The sequence below is a fragment of the Glaciimonas sp. Gout2 genome, assembly GCF_035018905.1.
Classification (GTDB): Bacteria; Pseudomonadota; Gammaproteobacteria; order Burkholderiales; family Burkholderiaceae_D; genus Glaciimonas.
Window position 1 is genome coordinate 13,562 of the sequence record NZ_JASJXA010000013.1, and the last position, 25,700, is coordinate 39,261.

Below are 25,700 nucleotides of genomic sequence, written 5' to 3' on the forward strand. Positions count from 1 at the left end.
CATGGCCAATTTAAGTTGATAATCACGTCATAAGCATCATTGTTATGTATTAAAGGGTTGTTTGAAATGATGAAGTTATCATTACTTAACAAGTTTAAGCACTAAAAAAACGGGCTAACCTTTCGATAAGGTTAGCCCGTTTTTTTATCAGTCGAGGATGTCAGTATCTATCCCTCGGCAATTCGCTTTGCAATATGTTCCAGCGCTTCCTCGACCTGATCTACGAGAATCAGGCATAAGTCACCTTCACCTAATGTTGACAGTGCAGTGTCGATAGCAATGAATTCACCATTAATTTCTTGGGTGGCGGTGGTACGGCGCGCATTTTTTAAGCCATCTCGCAGCAGCGCCAATACTTCACCATCGGCGCGCCCACGTTGACACTGATCTTGATAAAGGATGACTTCATCGAAAGCGTCACCCAGCAATTGGGTTTGCTGGCGGATATCCTCATCACGACGATCACCTGCACCGCTAATGACAACAGAACGGCGTTTCGCGGGCATGTTTTCAACCGCCTGAACCAGCGCGACAATCGCATCCGGATTGTGACCGTAGTCAGCGATCACCGTTGCACCGCGATAGTCGAATACATTGAAACGGCCTGGTACGGTAGCTGGATCATTGATAAATGTGCGCAGTCCGGTCCGAATGATTTCCCAATCGAGTTTTAAAGCCCACGCTGCTGCGGTTGCTGCCATCACATTTTCGATCTGAAAACGAATAGCACCGTTGCGGGTTAATGGAATCTCAGCCAATGGCAGGCGCACTTCGTTAGTACCTTGGGCCGCGACGATATCTGTACCATCCAGATAGACCACGCGATTACCTTGTGCGCGATGCGTCGTCATCACCGGGTTGCTATTATCATGGGCAAAAAAGGTGACGGAACCTGGGCACACTTTCGCCATGTTAGTGACCATCGGATCACCGGCATTTAATACTGCAACACCGTTAGGGGCGACGTTTTCAACAATCACGCGTTTGACTACGGCAAGGTCTTCCACTGTGCTGATAAAACTCAGGCCAAGATGATCGCCCATGCCGATATTGGTAATAACGGCGACGTTACAGCGATCAAAGCCAAGGCCCTCACGTAAGACGCCACCGCGGGCGGTTTCGAATACCGCTGCATCGACGTCAGGGTGCATCAGGACGTTGCGAGCGCTACGCGGACCGCTGCAATCGCCGGTATCAATGCGCTGCTTTTCGATATACACGCCATCTGAGTTGGTCATGCCGACACGCAGGCCTTTGCAACTTAGCAGGTGAGCGATAAGGCGCACGGTGGTGGTTTTGCCGTTAGTTCCGGCAACTGCGACTAATGGAATACGACCATCGTCATGGGCGCTGAACATGGTTGCGATAATGGCCTTGCCGACCGCGCGGCCTTTGCCGTAGGAAGGGCTGATGTGCATGCGCAGGCCTGGTGCAGCATTTACTTCAACGATGCCGCCTTCTTGATCTTCCAGTGGCTTGTGGACGCTGTTACAGACGACATCAACACCACAAATATCCAACCCTACCATTTGCGCTGCGGCGACCGCGCGCGCAGCCATTTGTGGATGGACGTCATTGGTAACGTCGGTGGCGGTGCCGCCAGTGCTCAGATTGGCGTTGTTGCGTAAAACTACACGCACGCCTGTTGGCGGGATAGTATCAGCCTGGTAATTTTGCTTGGCTAGTGTTGCCAAAGCGATGGTGTCGAAGCGAATTTTGGTGAGGGGCGTCGCATGACCGTCACCGCGCAAGGGATCGCTGTTAACTTTGTCGACCAGTTCACGAACAGTGTGGACCCCATCGCCTATAACGAGCGGCGGATCGCGTCTGGCGGCAGCAACCATTTCTTTGCCGACCACGAGTAAGCGAAAGTCGTGTCCTGGCAGATAGCGCTCAACGATGACATCCGAACAGATTTTTGCGGCGACATCGAAGGCAGCGAAGACCTGCTCGCGCGTGTTGATATTGACGGCGACGCCTTTTCCCTGATTACCGTCGCGTGGCTTGACCACAACCGGGCTGGCGATTTCTTGCGCAACGTCCCATGCATCGGCAGCGTTTGAAACAACGCGGCCTTGCGGGACAGGAACACCCGCCGCGTTAAGCAGCATCTTGGTGAGTTCTTTGTCCTGCGCGATCGATTCTGCAATCGCGCTAGTAGCGCTGGTTTCTGCTGCCTGAATACGACGTTGGCGGCTACCCCAGCCAAATTGCACCATGCTACCATCGGTGAGGCGACGGAATGGTACACCTCGGGCTATCGCAGCTTCAACGATCGAACCGGTACTTGGCCCCAAACGCACGTCCTCGTCGAGGTCTCGCAAACGGGCCAATGCATCGGCCAAGTCGAATGGCTGATTGTTGGCGGCGGCATTGCATAAAGCTTGGGCTAATTCAAAAGCGAGTTTGCCGACTGCTTCTTCGGTGTATTCAACGATAACTTGATAAACACCGGATTCCAAGGCTTGAACGGTCCGACTGAACGTGACAGGGCAACCGGCTTGCGATTGCAGACCAAGCGCGGCACTTTCCAGCGCGTGTGCCATTGAAATCTTGTCGTCGCTGCCAGTCGATTCAAGGAACCCGATATGGGGGAAGCGAGCGCGCAGCCGAGTCTCGAAACCGACCATTCCGGCAATCGATCGCTCTGCTTCAGCGCAAGACACGATTGCTTCAATCGCTGTGTGGCGGCTCCATAAATTTGGGCCGCGTAGAATTCGGATACGTGATACGTCCATTAACAAGTTTCCTGATTTTTTGGTCTGTTAGACCAATTTTAATGGGTACTAATGTGGGTTGCCAAATGTAAATCCTGGCAATCCAAACATAAAATGTCTTGGTTTAAGGGCAATGCCAAATCAATCACCGCAACATCACATCATGCTCTTATATTTCTTACACAACATATTTACGTGTGCTGGTGAATTGATTACGCCAATTGTTTTTTTCGTGATTTGGCATGTGGCACAACTTGTTCCATATTAAAGGTCTCGATGCACGCACGAATCAAATCCACCGAAATACCAAGGGCCCAGGTTGCTGCGACTGCTGCCAATACATTTTCTGTCTGAAAGGTCGGTTGACCGTCGGCAGTCAATGGGATGGTAGCGACACGCGCCAACATGATTTCATCCTTGCCGCTTGCCAGTATGATTTGTCCTTGACGAACGAATACGGCGCGTTTGTCTTGGGCCAGATGTTCGGTGATCACCGGTAGCGTTTGATCGATACCAAAGAAAATAACTTCGCCATCGCACAACTCTGCCATTGGAACCACTAAACGGTCTGCCGCGTTCAGAACGGCAACGCCGGTCGGCAGGACAATATCGACCTGGGTCCGAAGTACCTTTGCCATTTGCTCTGCATCGTCAATATAGTATTCAGGTAGTTGGTCATTTGCGGCGATGTTAGTCACCACACCGACTTGACAACGATCGTAGGCCAACCCTTCGGCTAATATAGTCGTGCCGCCATTTTCGAATACGGCAGCTTCTACCGCACGATTAAGCAATACCCGATGCGCGCCGGTCCAATGCGCGCAATTACTTTTCTCAACTTGTTGATTGTTGAAGTAAAGGCCATCGCTGCATGCCAGGCCGGTATGCTGTCCATTCAGATTCAGCAGACGAGCGATCAAGTGAGAAACCACAGTTTTGCCATGCGTACCAGCGACACCAACTATTGGAATGCGACCATTTTCTTCACCTGAGAACAGGTGATTAATGATGGCTTGTCCGACCGGTTGCGGCTCGCCTTCGGCTGGCTTCAGATGCATCAACAGCCCTGGTCCAGCATTGACTTCGACAATCGCACCGCGTTGTTTTTCCAGGGGTTGGGATATATCTTCTGCCACCAAATCGACGCCAGCGATATCCAGACCGATAATGCGTGCTGCCAGTGATGCCGCAGCGATGACACTAGGATGAACTTTTGCAGTGACGTCGATTGATACGTTACCGGTGCGCTGAATGAGTACTTGCTTATCTTCAGGTGGAATCGTGGTGGAGGAATAACCCTGACGTTCCAGCTCCATTCTGATGATAGGTTCTTGATCCAAAATGATCGGATTAAGGGGATGCTCTTCCAAATCGCCGCGTCGGGGATCGCTATTTAACTGACTGTCGATTAGTTCGCTGATAGTTGATTTGCCGTCACCAGTCACTGACAGCGGTTCGCCGCGTGTGGCAGCGGCCAACTTGCCGCCAACAATCAGCAGGCGATGTTCGTTGCCTCGCACAAAACGCTCGACGATGACACTGCTACCTTCCTCCAGCGCAACAGCGTAGGCGGTTTCGACTTCGGCGCGGGTATTTAAGTCGATGAAAACGCCACGACCGTGGTTAGCATCGGTGGGTTTGACCACGACAGGCAACCCGATATCTTCAGCGGCCAGCCATGCATCTTCGGCGCTGTCGACCAGGCGTCCTTCCGGAATCGGCACGCCGCAAGCTTGCAACAAGCTTTTGGTCAGATCTTTGTCGCGTGAAATACTTTCTGCGATGGCGCTGGTTTGATCCGTCTCTGCGGTCCAGATGCGTCTTTGGCGCGCGCCATGACCAAGCTGTACCAGATTGCCGGTTGACAGTCGCAACGAAGGAATGCGGCGTTGATCGGCTGCATCAACTATACAGGCGGTGCTTGGCCCAAGACATAGCGAATCAACCATTTCTCGTAAGATGGTGATCTGGGCGGAAACGTCAAATGGACGATCTTCAATCGCTGCCATCACAAGATCGCGTGCGGCGTATAGAGCGGCGCGAGTGACTTGTTCGTGACGTGCGCGGACGACCACTTTATAAACGCCGCGCTTGGATGTTTCACGCGCTTTGCCAAAACCGCCCGGTAAACCGGCTAAATTTTGCAATTCTAAAGTGACATGTTCCAAAATATGACCGGGCCAGGTGCCGTCAGTCAGGCGCTGCACAAAACCACCACGTTCGCCGTAGCTGCAACGATGTTCGATCAACGACGGTAACCAGCTTGTCAGACGCTGGTTAAAGCCTGGAATGACGTTGGAAGGGCAATCTTCCAGTTCTCCGATATCGATCCAAGCTTCTAGCGCTGAACGATACGTCCATATATTTGGTCCGCGTAGGGACGTAATTCGGAGAAATTCTATGTTTTTCATGAGTATCTAGGAAGGCCATGGGATCGCACGCTGCAGAAATACCCAATTGGTTTTAACGCTTTAAGTGTTAAATGGTTTACACAAAATAAAAAATAAATAATGTCTATTGATCGCAATCAGCTTATGAAAACCCTTAAAATACGGCAGAATAATAGTTGTCTATTAAATGATATGCCACCGTAATTGATTCATTGCATCAAACATCACACAAAATGTGACGTTATTGTTGCTTATCAAAAGCGAATAAGCAACATTCCACTCATTCCATTTCATCCTACTAAGGGATGTACCATGCGGTTCAGATGACAAGCGAACACCTTAGCTCGATTTTACATTCCAAAAATATCATGCAATCTATGCCCGATCGTTGGAGTGTGGAGGTCGCACCACAACTAGCGCCCGAAGAAAAGATCGCTGCTTGGTTAGAAGTGGATATCGATTCCGCATTACATTTTACGCGTGGTTTGGTGGTCGTGACTGATCGTCGTGTATTGGCCAAAATGTCAGGCGACATAGAGTGGGGACAATGGCTTTATTCAGATGGACTGTCGTTACGTCACTTCGATCACGCAGGGATAGGAAGCCTTGAACTCATCGATCCACAAAAACGGTTGGCATGCTGGCGCTACACGCTGGGATTGAATGTCATTGCTTTGCGATTGATCAACCATTTTGAGCAGCAACTAGAAGCATATTTGTCTGGGCAACCGGTACATCATCTGGATGAAGGAGTGTGCGCCCAATGTCAGGCTCCACTGCCGCCGGGTGAGGATTCGTGTGCAATCTGTCCAGAAAAAAAGGGCGCAGTATCATCGCGCTGGGCCTTGTTTCGGTTGGTGCGATTTGCCAAGCCTTACAAATGGTCTTTGATATTTGGCTTTTTGCTAACGCTGGCATCGACCGCCGCGACCCTCGTGCCGCCGTATCTGACGTTGCCGTTAATGGATAATATTCTTATCCCATATCAAAATGGCAAGCCAATCGACGTCGGCCTCGTTCGACTGTATATGGCCGGTTTGTTGGGTTCTGCTTTGGTGGCATGGACACTGGGTTGGGCGCGGACTTATATTTTAGCGATTGTCAGTGAGCGTATTGGTGCGGATTTACGCACGTCGACCTACGAACATTTGTTGCGTTTATCGCAAGAATACTTCGGTGGAAAACGCACTGGTGATTTAATGGCGCGTATCGGATCTGAGTCTGATCGTATTTGTGTCTTTTTATCGTTGCATTTGCTCGATTTCGCAATTGATGTGTTGATGATGCTGATGACCGCAGCGATTTTGATCTCGATTAACCCTTGGTTGGCGTTGGTTACGCTTCTGCCGTTACCATTTATTGCCTGGATGATCCATTTGGTACGTGACCGCTTGCGTCACGGCTTTGAAAAAATAGACCGTATCTGGTCGGAAGTGACCAATGTTCTGGCCGACACGATTCCAGGAATACGAGTAGTTAAAGCGTTCGCTCAGGAAAAACGCGAGGCTTCACGGTTCAAGGAAGCCAACCGGCATAATTTGCTGGTCAACGATAGGGTCAATAAAATCTGGTCGTTATTTACTCCAACGGTTACCTTTCTGACCGAAATAGGGTTGTTGGTGGTGTGGGCCTTCGGTATTTGGCAAGTCTCACAAAATCAGATAACCGTGGGTGTTTTGGTGGCTTTCCTCGCTTATATTGGTCGTTTTTATACGCGTTTGGATTCGATGAGCCGAATTGTCTCGGTGACACAAAAAGCCGCCGCCGGTGCTAAGCGCATTTTTGAAATTCTCGATCACGTCTCGAGCGTTCCCGAACCAGCCAATCCGGTGCATCTTGAGAATGTTCAAGGCGCCATTGAACTGCGTGATATCGGCTTCCGCTACGGTAATCGGTCGGTGATGCGGGGGGTGAATTTGTCCATTAAACCGGGCGAGATGATCGGCTTGGTTGGACATAGTGGCTCAGGAAAAAGCACGCTGGTCAATCTGATTTGTCGCTTTTATGATGTCTCCGAAGGTGCGATCAGGATCGATGGCGTGGATATTCGGGCCTTGCCTATTGCCGAATATCGTCGCAATATCGGTCTCGTCCTGCAAGAACCATTTCTTTTCTTCGGAACCATCGCTGACAATATCTCTTATGGCAAGCCCGAGGCGACCCGCAAAGAAGTGGTGGCCGCAGCCCGCGCCGCGCATGCGCATGAATTTATTTTGCGTTTACCACAAGGTTACGATTCTCTGGTCGGCGAACGGGGTCAGGCGCTGTCAGGCGGTGAGCGCCAGCGTATTTCGATTGCGCGCGCCTTGTTGATTGATCCGCGTATCTTAATCATGGACGAAGCGACTTCGTCCGTCGATACAAGTACTGAAAAAGAGATTCAGAAGGCACTGGATAATCTGGTGCAAGGCCGTACGACCATCGCTATTGCGCATCGTCTGTCAACGTTACGAAAAGCAGATCGACTCGTAGTAATGGATCGTGGGGAGATCGTTGAGGTCGGTAATCATGATGAACTGATGGCGAGTGAAGGTGCATATTACCGCCTGTATCAGGCCCAATTACGCAACGTTGATGAAGAACCGGAATTGGAAAACTGGAATAGCATTACCGGTAAAATTCCTGAGACTATCGATTAAGATGACAATAAAAATGACACTGCATGATTTTCGATTGAGTCTAAATGCGTTTGGCCGACTGGTATTTACTGCGGCCGAGGGTGAAGTCTATCAGGGCGTTTTGCCAGTGCGGGCGTTTCCGATTAGCGCAGCCGACGAAGGCCTGTCAATTGTGGCCGCGAATGGGCAGGAGCTTGCATGGATCGATCATTTAAGTGATTTGCCGGATGATTCCCGCGCAATGGTCGAGCACGAGTTGGCAAGTCGCGAGTTTATGCCTGAAATCACACGCATTCAACATGTATCGAGCTATTCAACGCCGAGTAGCTGGACTGTAACAACGAACCGAGGTGACGCTATTTTTACGTTAAAGGGCGAGGAAGATATCCGTCGACTAGTTGGCGCATCCTTGCTTATCGCGGATAACCACGGCGTACATTTTGTGATCAGGGATATGCACGCTCTGGATAAAGTAAGCCGTAAAATTTTAGATCGATTTTTATAAATTTATTTGGCTATTTTTTTCCTGAAAAGCGGAAGTTTGAAAACGTCGCTTTCTTTGAGATTATGCTTTCGCTGTCACTATACCGCTCGAAGTTTGATATTCAGGGAAAGCACATTCTGCAATAGAATGTGACTTGCCCTTTAGAAACTTTCGTCAAGATTCAGATAACGCCATTCTCCTGTCGGCAAATCTCCAAGCGTGATTTTGCCGATTCGGATTCGCTTCAATCCCGTTACCTTCAGGCCGACAAGTTCGCACATGCGACGAATTTGCCTTTTTTTACCTTCTCGTAGCGTAAAGCTCAGTTGATCTTCGTTTTGCCATTTGACGATGGCCCGTTTTAGTGGCTTGCCATCCAGAGAAAGGCCAAAATTAAGTCGCCGCAGATCGCTGTCAGGCAACTTTGCACCATGCGGATATTGGACGCGAACCAGATACTCTTTATCGATGGACGAGTCTTCGCCAATCAGTTCCTTGGCAATTCGACCGTCCTGCGTCAAAACCAGTAAACCAACGGAATCAATATCCAGCCGACCAGCAGGAACCAGATGACGCAATTGACTACCGTGAAATTCCTGCACGGATTTATCTTCTTTCCAACGACTGGCACCGTTGACCAGAACGACAGCTGGCTTGTAGCCATCTTCGGCCTGACCACTGACATAACCCATTGGTTTGTTGATCAATATAGTGACGCGCTTTGCCTGTTCGGCGCTGGCCTGGCGCTCTACTGTGACGTGTTGATGTGGAAGTACTTTGCTGCCAAGCTCAGAGATAATGATGCCATCTACACGCACCCAGCCACGGGCGATCCATTCATCGGCTTCGCGGCGTGAGCACAGGCCGAGTTCGGACATGCGTTTGGAAAGGCGTAACGGTTCAGTCATAAAGATGCAAATCAGGTAAAGGTAAAAAATGGTGAAAGCAAAATAAAATAAGGCTTAAATCTGCAAAGCATCGAGTAAATCGGTTTCGAGTTGTAGTTGCAGGCGATTATGATTGAGCGCATTGCCATCGACTAAAAATACATCCTCGACGCGTTCGCCCAACGTCATAATTTTGGCCGTATGTAAATTAATTTTGTATTTGGCGAGTACGTTCGCGATCAAATAAAGCAAACCAGCGCGGTCATTGGCAGTGATAGCCAATAAATAATATTGTCCCCGTTCGTCTGGCCGTAAGTCAACTGTTGGCGTAACCGGAAAGGTACGTGACAGCCGTGACAACCGACCACGAGTCGGCGCAGGTAGTGGACCACGCGCCTCAAGTTGCTCGGTCAGTTCGTGCTCAATCAGATTAATAATATCGCGATAATGTTTGGCGAACAACGGCGCACTCAATAAAAATGTATCAAGGGCATATCCATGTTTGGTTGTATGAATCTTCGCATCCAGAATGCTGAAATTCTTGCTATCAAAATAACTGCAAATACGTGCAAACAAATCGGTTTCATCGGGCGTGTACACAGCCACTTGCAAGCCTTCGCCGATTGGCGCGAGCCGGGCCTTAACGATCGGTTTCGGGCTATTGACGAGTGTGTAGAAAGAACGCGTCTGCCAGGCTATATCGGCGGCATCGTGGCGTAGAAAGTACGCTACGTCCAGTTGCGCCCACAATGGCTCATGCGCATCATTGGGCAAGCCATATAAGCGCAATGTCCTCAATGCATCTTCTTGGGTATTCTTTAGTTCACGATCAGTGGAGGGGCTTTCACCCCCTAATACTCTTAGGGTGATGCGATATAAGTCCTCTAGTAACTTGCCTTTCCAGGCGTTCCAAACCTTGGGACTGGTTCCACGGATGTCGGCGACGGTCAGTAAATAGAGCGCTGTTAGATGACGTTCATCCTTGACCGTATTAACAAATTGCAAAATAACGTCAGGATCTGACATATCCTGCTTTTGCGCCACCTGAGACATCGTCAGATGCTGTTGCACCAAAAAGACCACGAGCTCGGTGTCTTCTGCCGTCAATCCGTGCTGCTGACAAAATTGGCTGGCATCGGCCATGCCGAGTTGGGAATGATCGCCGCCGCGACCTTTTGCGATATCGTGAAAAAGCGCCGCTACATAAAGTATCCAGGGGCGCGCAAAGTTGGCAATTAACTGGCTGCAAAAGGGATATTCGTGTGCATGGTCGCTCATCGTAAAGCGGCGCACGTTGCGAACCACCATTAAAATATGCTGGTCGACTGTATAGACGTGAAACAGGTCATGTTGCATTTGACCTACGATGCGACGAAAATTGGGGAGGTAGCGCCCCAAAACACCGGTCTCAGTCATCCCGCGTAGAGCATGGGTTATTCCTTGCGGTGCTTGAATAATTTGCAAAAATAATGAGCGATTGTAGGGATTTCGACGGAACGCAGCATCAATCTTTGCGCGCGCATGCCATAGAGCCCTGCGCGTACGCACGGTCATGTCTTTAAGCCTGGTATCCTGCGCGATAAGCAAGAATAGTTCGAGCATCGTGGACGGCATGGTCTCAAATTGATTATCCGCGACTATGTCAATTAGCCCGTTTATTTGATTAAAACGTTCGTTAATTGGCCGAGGAACTATGGGCTGTGGGAACAGATACCCTTCAATATTTTGCAAAAGCACCAAATTTAACTGTGTGACCGCTTTAGCGGCCCAATAATAGCGCTGCATCAGATATTCGCTGGCGCGTCGGGTCTCGGTTGTCTTGAAACCCAAGGTTTCAGCGATTGGTGTCTGGACGTCAAACACCAGTCGATCTTCGCGGCGATTAGTATGAATATGCAGACGAATGCGGATGTCTTTGAACGCGCGTTCTTTTTGTCTTAGCTGCCGTGCTTCAGTGGCTGTAATCAAAGATCGCTTGGCAAGCTGAGTCCATGAGTCACCTAGGCCCGCGGCCTTGGCGACCCACAATATCACCTGCAAATCACGCAGGCCGCCCGGACTTTCTTTGCAGTTGGGCTCAAGGCTGAACGCGGTATCTTCAAACTTCACATGGCGTTGCCGCATTTCCAGTTTTTTTGCTTGAAAAAAGGCACGTGGGTCCATCGCTGCGTCGTACCGTTTTTGTAACTCAGAGAAAAGGTGCTTGTTGCCAGTGACCAGTCGGGCCTCGAGCAAACTGGTTTTGACGGTGATATCGGCAGCAGCTTCGGTCATGCATTCGTCTATCGTACGGATGCTATGGCCAATTTCCAGGCCAATGTCCCAAAATAATTGAACAAGTTGTTCCAGATTGTTCTTTAGCTCAGCATCGGGTACCGCTTCTAATAAAATCAATAGATCGACATCAGAATGCGGAAATAACTCCCCCCGACCATACCCGCCTACTGCAACCAATGAGGCGGAGGCGGGTAACTGGAGTATTTTCCACGCTAACGTCAGAGCGGTATCGACACTTTGTCGTAATTGCTTCAGTAGCGGTTCGGGTTTGCCGTTGACTAAAAAAGCATTGATGACCGTTTGCCGTTCAGTTTTGAGTTGATTTTTTAGGGTTTTGGCAAGTGTCGACATAGCTTTGCTAAAGGGAGCGGAAAAAGGCGGTTGGGACAGCTGGAACGATTGCTATATTGACGAATGATACGATTACTTCCCGCGCCAAATGACAAGCGCACATTAACGAAAAACTCGGGAGGCAGTTGTCAATCCAGGATTGAAACCGGCCTGCCGAGTAACGCAATGATTAATATGGCAATAAATTTTGTAGCGCCAGCTTACACGATGAAAGCCGGCGGCGGTGGCGTTCCAGCCGATTTTGTCAGAATTTCATAACCTGTTTCCGTCACCAGAACTGTGTGCTCCCATTGAGCCGACAAACTACGGTCTTTTGTACGGATGGTCCAGCCGTCGCCCATTTCGCGAACGTCGCGGCGCCCGGCATTGATCATTGGCTCGACGGTAAAAATCATTCCTGCTTCTAATTTTTCGAGAGTGCCAGGACGTCCATAGTGCAGCACTTGAGGCTCTTCGTGAAATACCTTGCCGATTCCGTGCCCGCAAAATTCGCGAACAACACTGTATCCGGCTTTTTCTGCATGTTGTTGAATGACGTAGCCAATATCGCCCAAATGCGCGCCGGGTTTAATTTTGGCAATCCCAAGCCACATGCATTCATATGTCACATCACCGAGACGTTTTGCCATGATTGACGGTTCGCCAGCATAAAACATGCGGCTTGTATCGCCGTGATAGCCGTCCTTAATAACCGTAATGTCAAGATTCACGACATCACCGTTTTTAAGAACCTTATCGCCAGGGATACCATGACAAATCACATCATTTACTGATGTGCAGATTGCTTTTGGATAGGGCGTGTAACCTGGGGGGCAATAGTTCAATGGCGCTGGGATGGTTCCCTGAACATTTGTCATGTATTCATGGCAAAGACGATCCAGTTCACCGGTAGTGACGCCGACTTTAACGTAAGGAGTAATGTAATCAAGAACTTCCGAGGCGAGTTTGCCAGCAATCCGCATACCGGCGATATCTTCGGATGTTTTAATTGAAATAGAGGACATAGGTGAATAAATGTGGGAAAAGAATGACAAAATAATGTCGAAAGAATCATAAAAAATAGAGGGAATGGTAGTCCCAGCTAAATTGAGATTCGGCAGCTTGCCTAATTTAGCCCTAATTATAGTCGAGCTGGCTTAGCTTCGCTGTAAACAGGCATTGGGTACTTGAAGCATTACCCTGTTTTGAGGTAGAATCTTGGGCTGGCTGGAATTGCTATTCAGGCAGCGTTGCATTATTTTGTTTAGCACTAAAGATAGTAACGTCGTAACTCGTTGTTTTAAATCGCGAATCCGCTCGAAAAGGGTGCCCTTCTTGTATATGTATATATACAAATCTGGTGACTGAGCAGATTCCAGACCCAACCCTGGAGAAAATTATGTCCGTAACAATGCTCGAAATGCTGGAAGCCGGTGTTCACTTTGGTCACCAAACTCGTTTTTGGAACCCAAAGATGGCACCTTACATCTTCGGTCATCGTAACAAAATTCACATTGTCAACCTCGAAAAAACCCTTGGTATGTACCAAGAAGCGATGAAGTATATTCGCCAATTGTCATCCAATCGCGGCAACATCCTGTTTGTTGGTACAAAGCGTCAGGCACGTGAAATCATCGCTGCTGAAGCTGCACGTTCAGGTTCACCTTTCGTTGATCAACGTTGGTTGGGCGGTATGCTGACTAATTTCAAAACCATCAAGACTTCGATCAAGCGCCTGAAAGAAATGGAAGCTTCGATCGCTGACGGTTCAGTAGAAAATCTGAGCAAAAAAGAAGGTTTGATGTTCCAGCGTGAAATGATCAAATTGCAAAAAGCTATTGGCGGTATCAAGGATATGGGCGGCATTCCTGACGCAATCTTTGTTATCGACGTCGGTTACCACAAAGGCGCTATCACTGAAGCCGCAAAACTGGGAATCCCGGTGATCGGCGTTGTTGATACCAACCACTCACCAGAAGGCGTAACTTACATTATTCCTGGTAACGACGATTCGTCTAAAGCAATTGCTTTGTACGCTCGTGGTGTTGCTGATGCAATCATTGAAGGCCGTGCTAACGCTGTTAATGATGTAGTTGAGTTGATCAAGGCTAATGCTGGTGACGAGTTCGTTGAAGTTAACGATCAGGCGTAAATCCTGAGATTGAGGTAACACACTTCAACCAAAAAAAGGGGGCAGCGATGGCCCCTTTTTTTGTATATCCCGAATATTTTTGACTGGTGTGCGGATGATGGTTCGGTCTAGTTCTTGACGGTTTTAGCCTCACAAGAGACTTAAGCGACCAGATGGCGAAAGCGCCTTACCCGCCCCAATTCTAGGAGAATAATATGGCAGTAATTACTGCAGCACTGGTTGGTGAACTGCGCGCAAAAACTGATGCGCCAATGATGGAATGCAAAAAAGCGTTGACGGAAGCCGAAGGCGACATGGTCAAAGCAGAAGAAATTTTGCGTGTTAAATTAGGTGGAAAAGCCTCGAAGGCAGCCTCCCGGATTACAGCCGAAGGCGTTGTTGCTGCTTATATCACTGGCGGCGTTGGCGCTTTGGTAGAAGTTAACTGCGAAACAGACTTCGTAACCAAAAATGACGAATTCATCGCATTGGTTAACGCTTGCGCCAAGTTGGCAGCGGAAAATAATCCAGCTGACATCGCTGCTTTATCCGCCTTGCCATTGAATGGAGGTACTGTCGAATCTTGTCGTACAGAATTGATTGGTCGTATCGGTGAGAATATGTCGATTCGTCGTTTTCAGCGTTTTGAAACCACTGCCAAACTCGCTTCTTATATTCACGGCACCAGTATTGGTGTAATGGTTGAGTACGACGCTGCGAATGAGCAAGTCGGAAAAGATGTTGCTATGCATATTGCTGCAATGAAGCCAGTATCGTTGTCTTCGGATCAAGTGCCAGCGGAACTGATCGAAAAAGAACGCTCGGTAGCGACTTTGAAGGCTGCAGAATCTGGCAAACCTGCTGAAATCGCTGCAAAGATGATTGAAGGCTCGGTACAGAAGTTCTTGAAAGAAGTTTCTTTATTGAATCAGTCGTTCGTAAAAAACGACAAACAAACCGTCGAACAAATGCTTAAAGAGGCAAATGCCAGCGTTAAGTCGTTCGCGATGTTTGTGGTCGGTGAAGGCATAGAGAAAAAAGTAGATGACTTTGCTGCAGAGGTTGCGGCAACGGTTGCCGCAGCCGGACAAGCTTAAATAATAGGAAAAAGCGGGCCGGAAGGCCCGTTTTTTCTGTTGTCGGGAATTTTTTGATCCATACGTGGACTAAATGGCGCGACAAGCATTTTGTGACTGCAAATCGCCTGCAGTTTAATGGGGCGGATTTACTTTACAGGCGCAAAGTTGTAATTTGTACAGCTAAGTTGTAATGCATGATCGTAGTAAATATCGAGGTGGCTAATTTAAAAAATAGTAGCCTCGAATAGCTAGTGTAATAATAAAAATACGTAATAATTAATTGTTAATCGGATAGAACGAAGGACTCAGACCATGACCAAACCAGCATATAAGCGTGTTCTCCTTAAGCTCTCCGGTGAAGCCCTGATGGGCAATGATGCCTATGGCATCAATCGAGCGACTATCGATCGTATGGTTGCCGATGTTGCCGAAATTGCAGCGCTAGGTGTGCAACTGGCGATTGTTATAGGCGGCGGAAATATTTTCCGCGGTGTGGCACCCGGTGCAGAAGGAATGGATCGCGCCACGGCAGATTATATGGGCATGTTGGCAACAGTGATGAACTCACTAGCGCTGGCAGATGCTATGCGTCAAGCCGGATTGACTGCACGCGTCATGTCGGCGATCAGTATCGAGCAAGTGGTAGAACCATATGTACGACCAAAAGCGTTGCAATATCTGGAAGAAGATAAAGTAGTGATTTTTGCAGCAGGTACTGGTAACCCATTTTTTACTACGGATACGGCGGCGGCGTTGCGCGGTTCCGAAATTGGCGCCGAAATAGTGCTTAAAGCGACCAAAGTTGATGGCGTCTACAGCGCAGATCCTCAAAAAGACCCTGCCGCGACACGCTACACCACTATTACTTTTGATGAAGTTATTACTAAGCATCTGCAAGTAATGGACGCAACGGCGTTTGCGTTGTGCCGCGATCAAAAGCTACCCATTAAAGTATTTTCTATCAATAAACCGGGCGCGTTACTGCGCGTGATTATGGGTGAAGATGAGGGTACGCTGGTTCACGTTTAAAATATCAACCTGTTCACGCGTGTGAGGGTGGACCTGCATGGTATCTCCGCAGGGTCTTCATTCTAGAATGATATCTTGGAATGTTTAGTGGACGGTATAGCTGAATATTAGGCAGTTTTTTAAATTAAGTTATTCAAAGATTAAAGCCTAAGGCTTACGAATAGGAGAGCAGCATGAGCGTTGCTGACGTTAAAAAAAGTACCGATCTGAGAATGCAGAAGTCCCTTGAGACTTTGCGCGCAGATTTGGCCAAAGTACGTACCGGCCGTGCCCATACCGGCATATTGGACCATGTTCAAGTTGAGTATTACGGTAGCCCCACGGCTTTGAGCCAGGTCGCAAGTGTGACCTTAATTGATGCCCGTACCATCGGTGTACAGCCATTCGAAAAGAAGATGATTGCTGTCATCGAAAAAGCGATTCGGGAAGCTGATTTAGGCCTGAATCCATCGACGCAAGGAGAGATCATTCGTGTTCCGACTCCGGCATTGACGGAAGAACGTCGTAAAGAAATGGTCAAACTCGTCAAAAGCGAAGCAGAAGATGCGAAAATTGCTATACGTAATATTCGTCGAGACGCCAATGAAGGGCTAAAAAAACTCGTTAAAGATAAAGAGTGCTCCGATGATGACGAGCGACGCGCCCAAGATGAAATTCAGAAGCTGACAGACAAAGCGGTATCCGATGTAGACAAGCAGGTCGTAGATAAAGAAAAAGAAATTTTGACGGTGTAAAGTATTGCTGGATGTCCGATTCAGGATATTTTGTAAGCAGCCATCAATGGATTGACGAGCGGCACATGAACAGACGTTTACTAGAAGAAATTTTTCTGTAAGTGAAATTTTTTGTGCTGCTCCCGCATTCCGATCAAGTCTGCGTAGTAAGATTCTAAATCGGTACCGAGAATTTTACGGACGATTCGAAGCAGCAGGCTCTAAACAATCATTCTTATTTCATTTTTCATGACTTATTCAAGTTCGACGCTTTCAGTGCCGTCAAGTGCGGTAGTGCCTCGGCATATAGCTATCATTATGGATGGCAACGGCCGTTGGGCTACGCGCCGATTTTTGCCACGCTTTGCGGGGCACGGTAAAGGCGTCGAGGCGGTTCGTAATATTGTAGAGACATGTGCCAAGCTTGGTGTCGAGTTTGTCACTTTGTTTGCATTTAGTTCTGAGAACTGGCGACGTCCTGAAGAAGAGGTGTCATTATTAATGCGCCTTTTTGTTACCGCGCTCGAACGTGAAGTTGGAAAAATGCATAACAATGGAATTCGTCTGAAGGTGGTTGGTGATCTGAGTCGTTTTGACGCTAAGTTGCGGGATATGATTGCCAATGCTGAGCGTAAAACTGCGAACAATACCAATTTAACTGTCACCATTTGTGCAAATTATGGTGGTCGTTGGGACGTTATGCAGGCTGTAAAAAAGATGTTGGCCCAAGGTATCCCTGACAACGGGTTGTCGTTTACTGAAGATCAACTCGCTGAGCATCTGGCTATGGCTTATGCGCCGGAACCAGACCTATTTATTCGCACTGGCGGTGAGCAGCGGATTTCCAATTTTTTGCTATGGCAATTAGCGTATAGCGAACTCTATTTTACGGATACTTATTGGCCTGATTTTGACGCCGCTGAACTAGATAAGGCGATTGCCTCTTATCAGCAGCGTGAGCGTCGCTTTGGGCGTACCAGTGAGCAATTGGTAAAACATAAAAAGGCGTCTTGATGCTTAAAACGCGTGTAATTACAGCGTTGTTACTATTGGCAGTGTTATTGCCGATTCTTTATCTCAATTTTTTTCCTGCGTTTGCTATTGTCGCCGTACTTTTTTTTGCCGCTGCCATTTGGGAGTGCGCGCGGCTTTTTGGCGTCACTGGCCAGCGTGCGTTAGCTTGTGCCGCTGCTACAATGATCTTACTCATTTTGGTATTGGTAAAAGGCAATGGTGCCAATCTGGGTTCGCTATTTGCTCTTTGCGTAGCGCTTTGGTGTCTGCGTTTTACGCCTTCTTTGGGTTTAGGATTGCCGGCGCTCAACAGTGTTGGTAATCGCATCGTTGGATTCACCTACGCGATCTCGATTTTTGGTTGTTTTCTTGCTATCCTCGGACTTTTCCTGCATTCTCCAATTTACTTGCTTTCAGTGATGGCCATCGTGTGGGTTGCAGATATTGGCGCCTATTTTTGTGGCAAAGCGTTTGGAAGACGTAAGTTAGCACCGTCCATTTCGCCGGGTAAATCGTGGGAGGGGGCGATTGGAGGCTGGGTATTTGTGTTGGTGATCGCCAGCCTCATTTGCGTTTCTCCTGCAGCGATACCGTTAGCAGATACTTTTCCTGTGCAGCTATTCCTGGTGTGGGGTTGGCCTGGCTTATTTGGTGTCATGACAATATTGGTAATGGCGAGTGTAATAGGGGACTTATTTGAGTCATTATTAAAACGCCGTGCCGGCTTTAAGGATAGCAGTCAACTGTTACCGGGGCATGGCGGCGTTTTAGATCGAATTGATGCGTTGATTCCTGTGCTCCCGTTGGTAGCATTATTGGGTTACTGGTTTTAAGGTCGCTCATGCAAAATATTACAATTCTCGGTTCAACCGGCTCAATAGGTGTATCCACGCTCGATGTGCTTGCGCGCCATCCTGAGCGGTATGCCGTTTACGCGTTGACCGCGCATAGCAGGATTGAGCAGCTGGCAGAGCAGTGCGAACAATTCAGGCCGCAGGTTGCTGTTGTGGGTACTGCGCAAGCGGCCTCTCAATTGTCACGGCTACTGCTTTCAAAAGGCTTAAAAACACAGGTTTCTTACGGTGAGCAAGCCTTGTGCGAAGTGGCGAGTTCACCGTCTTGCAACACGGTCATGGCTGCGATTGTTGGTGCCGCAGGATTGGCACCATCGCTGGCAGCAGCATATGCCGGAAAAAAAATCCTGTTGGCGAACAAAGAAGCGCTCGTCATGTCGGGCCAGTTGTTTATTGATGCCGTGCGCATCAGTGGCGCAACGCTTTTGCCGATTGACAGCGAGCATAATGCGATTTTTCAATGCCTGCCACACGGATATCAGCGTGATCCGAGCGCTGCGGGAATTGTCAAGATTCTGTTGACGGCATCTGGTGGTCCATTTCTCGGAAGAGCGGTCGAGACGCTCGAATTAGTCACGCCAGCAGAAGCAGTTGCCCATCCTAACTGGGTAATGGGGCGAAAAATTTCAGTCGATTCAGCGACCATGATGAACAAAGGCCTCGAAGTCATCGAGGCGCATTGGTTGTTTGGTACGCCAGCGAGTCAAATTGAGGTGGTGATCCATCCCCAAAGTGTTATTCATTCGATGGTGTCCTACGTGGACGGTTCTGTTTTAGCGCAATTAGGTAATCCTGATATGCGCACGCCGATTGCTTATGCTTTGGCTTACCCTGAGCGTATTTCCTCTGGCGTTGCTCCACTTGATCTGACTATAATCGGTCAATTGCAATTTACTAAGCCTGACCTGACTCGCTTCCCTTGTTTGAAACTCGCGTATGATGCGCTGTTGGCAGGGGGATCAGCGGCGACGGTATTAAACGCAGCGAACGAAGTCGCTGTCGAAGCGTTTCTTGATGGAAAAATCGGATTTCGCATGATAGATCAATTAATCGCCCGTACTATGGACAAGTTGCCGTTATGCACGGTAACCGATATTAACTCACTGCTTGAGCAGGATCATCTGGCTCGTCTTGCAGTTCGCTCATTAATCTCCTGATGGCCTTCATACAAACAATTTTAGCTTTTCTGGTGGCGTTGGGTTCATTAGTCATCATTCACGAACTCGGTCATTACTCGGTCGCACGTTTGTGCGGCGTGAAGGTTTTGCGTTTTTCTGTCGGGATGGGAAAAGTGATCTTCTCACGCCGCTTTGGGCCAGATCAGACCGAATGGGCGATCTCCCTGTTGCCATTAGGCGGCTATGTAAAAATGCTTGATGCGCGCGAGCAAGACATTAGCGCCATGTCTCCGGCAGATCTTAAGCGTGAGTTCACGCATCAGTCCGTATGGCGGCGTATAGCGATTGTTGCTGCTGGGCCGCTAGCGAATTTTGCGCTCGCTATTTTGTTATTCGCTGGTTTATACATCCATGGCATCCCAGAGCCGACACCTAAATTACGCGCCGTCCCAGAGCAATCTGTAGCCTATCAAGCTGGCTTACGTGGTGGTGAGTTGGTGACCGCGGTGGATGGTGAGCCTATTCAGATTTGGTCAGACCTTCGCTGGAAGCTGATGCAGGTTGCGCTTGAAAAAGGTAGTGTGAAGCTGGATGTTCAGCACCTGAATACTGGACCTTCAGGCGGAAATGTATTGGATACTGTCACTTTACCGTTAAACAGTATTAGCGCTAAGGAGCTAGAGGGTGATTTTTTAGGGAAGTTGGGGATTTCACTGGCACGACCAAAAGCGGTACTGGGCAAAGTCATGCCTGATGGGCCTGCTATGAAGGCTGGGTTACGTGAGGGTGATTTAATTACGAGTGTTAATGGTCTTGCGGTTGATGATGGCTTGGCATTAGTTGAAAAGGTACGTTCCTCACCAGATAAAAAGCTCACCATCGCAGGATTGCGTGAGGGTCAGGTTTTTCAACTCGAAGTGACGCCAGCCCGGCAAGAAAATAAAGGCGAGACATTCGGCCAGATTAAAGTAGAGGTACCATTAGCGCCAGAAATGATTGTTGCCAGTAGTACGCCGTTGGCAGCGCTGGTAAAAGGTGCCGAAAAAACCTGGGATAGCAGCGTTTTGACCTTAAAAATGCTGGGAAAAATGTTGGTTGGTCAGGTTTCCTGGAAAAATATTACTGGTCCGATTACTATAGCGGACTACGCAGGGCAAACTGCACGTATTGGCGCAATTAGTTATCTCAGCTTTATTGCTTTTATTAGTATCAGTTTAGGTGTCATGAATTTGCTCCCTATCCCGGTTTTAGATGGGGGCCTTTTGCTGTATTATTCGGTGGAAGTTTTGACCGGACGTCCCGTTCCTGAACGTTTTGGAGAAATTGCTCAACGTGCAGGTATTGGCATTTTGATGACGTTAATGGCAGTTGCTATGTTTAATGACATCGTTCGCCTTATATTTTAGTGTTGAGCCTCGCTACATGCTTCTCAAATAGTGAGGTTCATCTCAAGTTTTTTCTTCTTGTCCGACAATCGTGGTCGGCGAGGACATTGATAACAAACGATCGCTAATGAAATTACATTCCCAGCATTTCCCTTTGTCGATTCTTCCCCGTCGTTTGATCGCAATCGCGGCCTTCGCTCTCTGTTCAGGACAGGCGCTGGCTGTGCAGCCTTTTGTGATCAAGGATATTCGTGTCGAAGGTATCCAACGGACCGAGGCTGGTACCGTTTTCAATTACCTCCCGGTGCGTGTCGGTGAAACTTTCGACGACGAAAAGGCAACAGCTTCCATTAAAGCGCTGTATGCCACTGGTTTCTTCAAAGACGTCAGAGTGGAGTCGGATGGCAATGTACTAGTGATTATGGTCGAGGAGCGACCTGCAATTGCTGGCGTTGCATTCTCTGGAACCAAAGAATTTGATAAAGACCAGCTCACCAAAGCCCTGAAGCAGATCGGCGTCGGTGAGTCGCGTATTTACGATAAGGCTTTAGTTGATCGCGCGGAGCAAGAGTTGAAGCGTCAGTATTTGTCGCGTGGTTTGTACGGTATGAAAGTCACAACGACGGTAACGCCAGTTGAGCGAAATCGCGTTAACATTAATTTTGCGGTTGATGAAGGAGACGTTTCTCGCATCAAGCAAATTAATTTTGTTGGAAATAAAGTCTTTTCTGACAATAAGTTACGAGAACAACTTAATTTGCGTTCGCCAGGTTGGTTTACCTGGTACACCAAGGCTGATCAATATTCCAAAGAAAAACTGGCTGGCGACATAGAGACCTTGCGTTCGTATTATTTGAACCGTGGTTATATCGAAATGCAGATTGATTCTAGCCAAGTATCAATTACACCAGACAAAAAAGATATTTACGTTACCTTAAATATTAATGAAGGCGATAAATTTACAGTATCTGATGTCAAGTTGGAAGGTGAGATGTTCGGTCGTGAAGACGAGCTTAAGTCATTAATACAACTGAAAAAAGGTGAGGTATTTTCCGGCCAGAAGTTAACCGACACTACGAAGAAAATTTCAGAGCGCCTTGGTAATTTCGGCTATGCATTTGCTAATGTGAATGCTAATCCGATATTAGATCGGAATAAAAAGGAAGTCGCGTTTACCATTATGGTCGACCCTGGTAAACGGGTTTACGTGCGCCACATAAATGTGGTTGGCAATACCAAGACCCGTGACGAAGTGGTGCGTCGTGAATTCCGTCAATTTGAAGATTCATGGTATGACGGTTCAAATATTAAATTATCGCGTGATCGGGTTGATCGCCTGGGTTATTTTAAAGATGTGAATATTGATACGCCAGAAGTCGCAGGGACCACGGATCAGGTTGATGTCAACATGACGGTGACCGAAAAGCCGACCGGTAACATTATGATTGGTGCAGGTTTTTCACAAGCCGACAAAGTCAGCTTAACCGGTTCTATTCAGCAACAGAATGCGTTTGGTAGTGGTAACACGGTAGGCTTGGAAGTCAACACTAGTCACACTAATCGGACTATTGCCGTATCGCAGACCAATCCGTACTTCACCGACGACGGCGTCAGTCGGACGTATGATTTGTACTTGCGCACAGTGAGTCCTTCCGTGTACACGCAGGGTGACTATAAAGTCCGTACTCTTGGTAGTGATGTCAAGTTCGGTGTTCCGTTTTCAGAACTTGACACGATTTTCTTCGGCATTGGTGTTGAAAATACCAAAGTATATGCGGATGGTCTGAGCCCGAGCCTTTATCAGCAATATGTGGCCGATTTCGGTAATGGCAGAATTGACCCTGCGACGGGCTTCCTTAGAAGTCCAAGTTCGGCAGCGACAACTAGTTTCCCTCTGACTGTAGCTTGGCAACGTGATAGTCGTGATAGCGCTCTGGTTCCGACAAAGGGCCGTTATCAGCGTGCTAATCTGGAAGTATCTGCTGTTGGTACTTTGCGTTACTACAGAGCAAGTTATCAGCATCAATACTTCCAACCGCTATTTGGTAATGCCGTGACATTGGCAATGAACGGCGAAGTTGATTACGGTGCAGGGCTATTTGGTCAGGCTTACCCAGTCTTCAAAAACTATTATGCTGGTGGTATTGGAACCGTACGCGGTTACGAAGCTTCAACACTCGGCTCGAAGGTCGATCAATATGGCGACTCACTTGGTGGCTCTAAGCGTATATTTGGTAACCTCGAGATGCAGTTTCCGTTCCCTGGTTCTGGCAATGATCGTACGTTACGTTGGTTTACGTTTCTGGACGGCGGTCAGGTATTTGCTGATAAGACGCCAATGTCTTTCAAAGACTTGCGGTACTCAACTGGCTTCGGCTTGAGCTGGGTCTCTCCGATTGGCCCATTGAAGTTGAGTTGGGGTATGCCTTTGAATGCTAAAACTCAAATTATAGATGGTGTAAGTGTTTCTGATAAAGTGCAACATTTCCAGTTTCAGTTAGGCACAGGATTCTAAGAAATGGCACTGTTGTACAAGAATGGCATAATGTTTAATTTGAATAGCGGAGAACGGCTTTGAAGTCTCTTACTACATCATTCGGATCGCTGAAATTGGCTGCGGTTTTGGCACTTTGTCTGACCTCGAGCGCGGCTGTTTATGCGCAGGAGGGTTCAAAAATCGCTTTTGTTAGTAACGAACGGATTTTCCGTGAGGCTGCACCTGCCAAGGCTGCAGACGCTAAAATTCAGGCTGAGTTTTCCAAGCGCGATAAAGATTTGCAGGATCTGGCTGCTCGCCTGAAGGGTATGTCTGACAAGTTAGATAAGGATTCTGCAACAATTCCGGAATCTGAGCGATTAAAGCGTCAACGCGAACTAGCTGATCTGGATAAAGACTTTCAACGTAAACAACGTGAGTTTCGAGAGGATCTGAACCAGCGTCGGAATGAGGAGTTGGCCATTGTGCTGGAGCGGACCAATAAGGTAATTAAGCAAATTGCAGATGCTGAAAATTACGATATCGTCTTTCAGGATGCTGTATACGCGAATAAACGTATTGACATTACCGATAAAGTGCTGAAAGCACTCAACAAGTAATCTAGTTTTTAAATGAGGCCACAATGAGCATTCGGCTGAAAGAACTGGTCGAACGCTTGGGCGGCCAGTTAATTGGCGATGCGGATATTGCGATATCCGGCATTGCGCCGTTAAGTGATGCAACGGCAACACAAATTACATTTCTCTCCAATCCCAAGTTTCGATCTCAAGCAATCCAAAGTCAGGCAGCGGCCATCGTTTTGTCTGTGGCGGATGATGCCTTCCTCAGTGTAAGCTTTCAGGGAACACGTATTGTTGTTACAAATCCCTATGCTTACTTTGCGCGCGTTGCGCAAATTTTTGTGGAACTAAATGCGCCATTGGTGAATGCCGGTATTCATCCTTCTGCCGTTATAGATCCATCTGCAAGCATAGCGGCGACCGCATGTATTGGTGCGAACGTTGTTATTGATGCAGAGGCGGTGATTGCTGATCATGCGTATATCGGCCCGGGCTGTGTGATTGGTCGTGCTGTAAAAATAGGGTCGATGACCCGATTACATGCACATGTCACGATTTATGCAGAATGTGAAATTGGTCAGCGCGGTATCATCCACTCGGGTGCGGTAATCGGCGCCGATGGATTCGGTTTTGCGAACGATGCAGGAACTTGGGTTAAAATTCCACAAACCGGTCGTGTGATGATCGGGGACGATGTTGAAATTGGCGCAAACACGACGATTGACCGCGGAGCCTTATCCGATACCGTTATTGAAGAAGGGGTTAAGCTGGACAACCAGATCCAGATTGCCCATAACTGCCATATCGGTGCGCACACTGCTATTGCTGCATGTGCAGGCATTGCCGGTAGCGCTAAGATTGGGAAATATTGCTCTATCGGTGGCGCGGCTATGATACATGGTCATATCACCATCGTTGATCATGTGCACGTTTCAGCCGGTACACTCGCCTTACGTTCTATTTTGGAGCCAGGTCAATACACGGGTTTCTATCCAATTGCAAAGCATGGCGATTGGGAAAAATCGGCAGCGCTGGTGCGCAATTTGAGCGCCACACGACAGAAAATCCGGGCCTTGGAAAATTCCATTAAACAGCTTACAGAAAAAGATAATGAATAGTCTTAATAACGGTCTCAATATTTGCCAGATTAAAGAATACTTACCGCATCGCTATCCGTTATTACTGGTGGATCGGGTATTGCGCTGGGAAAGTGGTAAATCGATTACTGCTATCAAAAATGTCACGATCAACGAAGAGTTCTTTAACGGTCACTTTCCGAACAAACCGGTTATGCCCGGTGTATTAACCATTGAGGCATTAGCGCAAACAGCCGCGTTATTATCTTTTTTGAGTGAAGGCCGCAAACCGGACGAAAATACTGTGGTCTATTTTCTAGGTATAGATAAGGCGCGCTTCCGTCGCCCTATCGAACCCGGGGATCAGATCAAACTAGAGGTTGAAATTCTGCGCGTGGTACGTGGAATCTGGAAATACAAAGCGATTGCCACTGTAGATGGAGAGCTTGCTGTGGAGGCAGAATTTATGTGCACCATGCGCCATGCCGTAACGCCTGAACATGCCGTCGCTCCTGTTGCTCCGGCTAATATTTCTGCGTGA

The 25,700-nt window shown here is 48.1% G+C and carries 19 protein-coding genes; 14 read left to right on the forward strand and 5 right to left on the reverse strand.

Annotation, left to right across the window (positions count from 1 at the left end):
- Positions 1–167: 167 nt before the first annotated feature.
- On the reverse strand, positions 168–2,738 hold the full coding sequence (cphA, locus tag QN379_RS11120) for a cyanophycin synthetase (RefSeq protein WP_322239614.1): 2,571 nt from the start codon (positions 2,736–2,738) through the stop codon (positions 168–170).
- A 191-nt stretch (positions 2,739–2,929) separates the two neighbouring features.
- On the reverse strand, positions 2,930–5,128 hold the full coding sequence (gene cphA / locus QN379_RS11125; protein WP_322239612.1) for a cyanophycin synthetase: 2,199 nt from the start codon (positions 5,126–5,128) through the stop codon (positions 2,930–2,932).
- 356 nt (positions 5,129–5,484) lie between these two features.
- Between cphA (QN379_RS11125) and QN379_RS11130 the strand changes: the two genes are divergently transcribed.
- Both QN379_RS11130 and QN379_RS11135 read left to right on the forward strand, forming a co-directional pair.
- Positions 5,485–7,746 (forward strand): ABC transporter ATP-binding protein, encoded by a 2,262-nt coding sequence (locus QN379_RS11130; RefSeq protein WP_416186891.1) that lies wholly within the window; start codon positions 5,485–5,487, stop codon positions 7,744–7,746.
- A 13-nt stretch (positions 7,747–7,759) separates the two neighbouring features.
- Positions 7,760–8,230 (forward strand): DUF1854 domain-containing protein, encoded by a 471-nt coding sequence (locus tag QN379_RS11135; protein ID WP_322239608.1) that lies wholly within the window; start codon positions 7,760–7,762, stop codon positions 8,228–8,230.
- Positions 8,231–8,370: 140 nt separating this feature from the next.
- Here the strand turns inward: QN379_RS11135 and QN379_RS11140 are convergent, their stop codons facing one another.
- From QN379_RS11140 to map, 3 genes are all read right to left on the reverse strand, one after another.
- Positions 8,371–9,117 (reverse strand): pseudouridine synthase, encoded by a 747-nt coding sequence (locus QN379_RS11140; protein ID WP_322239606.1) that lies wholly within the window; start codon positions 9,115–9,117, stop codon positions 8,371–8,373.
- Between the two features lie 54 nt (positions 9,118–9,171).
- Positions 9,172–11,724 carry a [protein-PII] uridylyltransferase gene (locus tag QN379_RS11145; protein WP_322239604.1) on the reverse strand — a complete coding sequence of 851 codons (2,553 nt, stop codon included), beginning with the start codon at positions 11,722–11,724 and terminating at the stop codon, positions 9,172–9,174.
- A 200-nt stretch (positions 11,725–11,924) separates the two neighbouring features.
- Complete coding sequence (map, locus tag QN379_RS11150; protein ID WP_322239603.1) at positions 11,925–12,728, reverse strand: type I methionyl aminopeptidase; 804 nt, start codon at positions 12,726–12,728, stop codon at positions 11,925–11,927.
- 374 nt (positions 12,729–13,102) lie between these two features.
- Here map and rpsB point away from each other — a divergent pair, with 374 nt between their 5' ends.
- From rpsB to fabZ, 12 genes are all read left to right on the forward strand, one after another.
- Positions 13,103–13,855 (forward strand): 30S ribosomal protein S2, encoded by a 753-nt coding sequence (gene rpsB / locus QN379_RS11155; RefSeq protein ID WP_322239601.1) that lies wholly within the window; start codon positions 13,103–13,105, stop codon positions 13,853–13,855.
- A gap of 194 nt (positions 13,856–14,049) precedes the next feature.
- Positions 14,050–14,931: a translation elongation factor Ts gene (tsf, locus tag QN379_RS11160; protein ID WP_322239599.1), complete on the forward strand. Its 882-nt coding sequence runs from the start codon at positions 14,050–14,052 to the stop codon at positions 14,929–14,931.
- A gap of 294 nt (positions 14,932–15,225) precedes the next feature.
- On the forward strand, positions 15,226–15,942 hold the full coding sequence (gene pyrH / locus QN379_RS11165) for a UMP kinase (protein WP_322239597.1): 717 nt from the start codon (positions 15,226–15,228) through the stop codon (positions 15,940–15,942).
- A 173-nt stretch (positions 15,943–16,115) separates the two neighbouring features.
- A complete protein-coding gene (gene frr, locus QN379_RS11170; protein WP_322239595.1) occupies positions 16,116–16,676 on the forward strand; it encodes a ribosome recycling factor in 561 nt (186 codons plus the stop codon).
- Between the two features lie 228 nt (positions 16,677–16,904).
- Positions 16,905–17,669, forward strand: coding sequence for a polyprenyl diphosphate synthase (gene uppS, locus QN379_RS11175; protein ID WP_322239593.1), 765 nt, complete (start codon positions 16,905–16,907; stop codon positions 17,667–17,669).
- Entirely contained in the window at positions 17,669–18,502 is an 834-nt protein-coding gene (locus QN379_RS11180) for a phosphatidate cytidylyltransferase (protein WP_322239591.1), read from the forward strand. The genes uppS and QN379_RS11180 overlap by 1 nt, the downstream gene beginning before the upstream one ends.
- 8 nt (positions 18,503–18,510) lie before the next feature.
- Positions 18,511–19,680: a 1-deoxy-D-xylulose-5-phosphate reductoisomerase gene (gene ispC, locus QN379_RS11185; protein ID WP_322239589.1), complete on the forward strand. Its 1,170-nt coding sequence runs from the start codon at positions 18,511–18,513 to the stop codon at positions 19,678–19,680.
- A complete protein-coding gene (rseP, locus tag QN379_RS11190; RefSeq protein WP_322239587.1) occupies positions 19,680–21,047 on the forward strand; it encodes an RIP metalloprotease RseP in 1,368 nt (455 codons plus the stop codon). Before ispC ends, rseP begins: the two co-directional genes overlap by 1 nt.
- 106 nt (positions 21,048–21,153) lie before the next feature.
- On the forward strand, positions 21,154–23,541 hold the full coding sequence (bamA, locus tag QN379_RS11195) for an outer membrane protein assembly factor BamA (RefSeq protein WP_323506673.1): 2,388 nt from the start codon (positions 21,154–21,156) through the stop codon (positions 23,539–23,541).
- Positions 23,542–23,600: 59 nt separating this feature from the next.
- A complete protein-coding gene (locus QN379_RS11200) occupies positions 23,601–24,122 on the forward strand; it encodes an OmpH family outer membrane protein (protein WP_416186840.1) in 522 nt (173 codons plus the stop codon).
- Positions 24,123–24,145: 23 nt separating this feature from the next.
- Positions 24,146–25,201 carry a UDP-3-O-(3-hydroxymyristoyl)glucosamine N-acyltransferase gene (gene lpxD, locus QN379_RS11205; RefSeq protein ID WP_322239583.1) on the forward strand — a complete coding sequence of 352 codons (1,056 nt, stop codon included), beginning with the start codon at positions 24,146–24,148 and terminating at the stop codon, positions 25,199–25,201.
- Positions 25,194–25,700: a 3-hydroxyacyl-ACP dehydratase FabZ gene (gene fabZ / locus QN379_RS11210; RefSeq protein ID WP_322239581.1), complete on the forward strand. Its 507-nt coding sequence runs from the start codon at positions 25,194–25,196 to the stop codon at positions 25,698–25,700. Before lpxD ends, fabZ begins: the two co-directional genes overlap by 8 nt.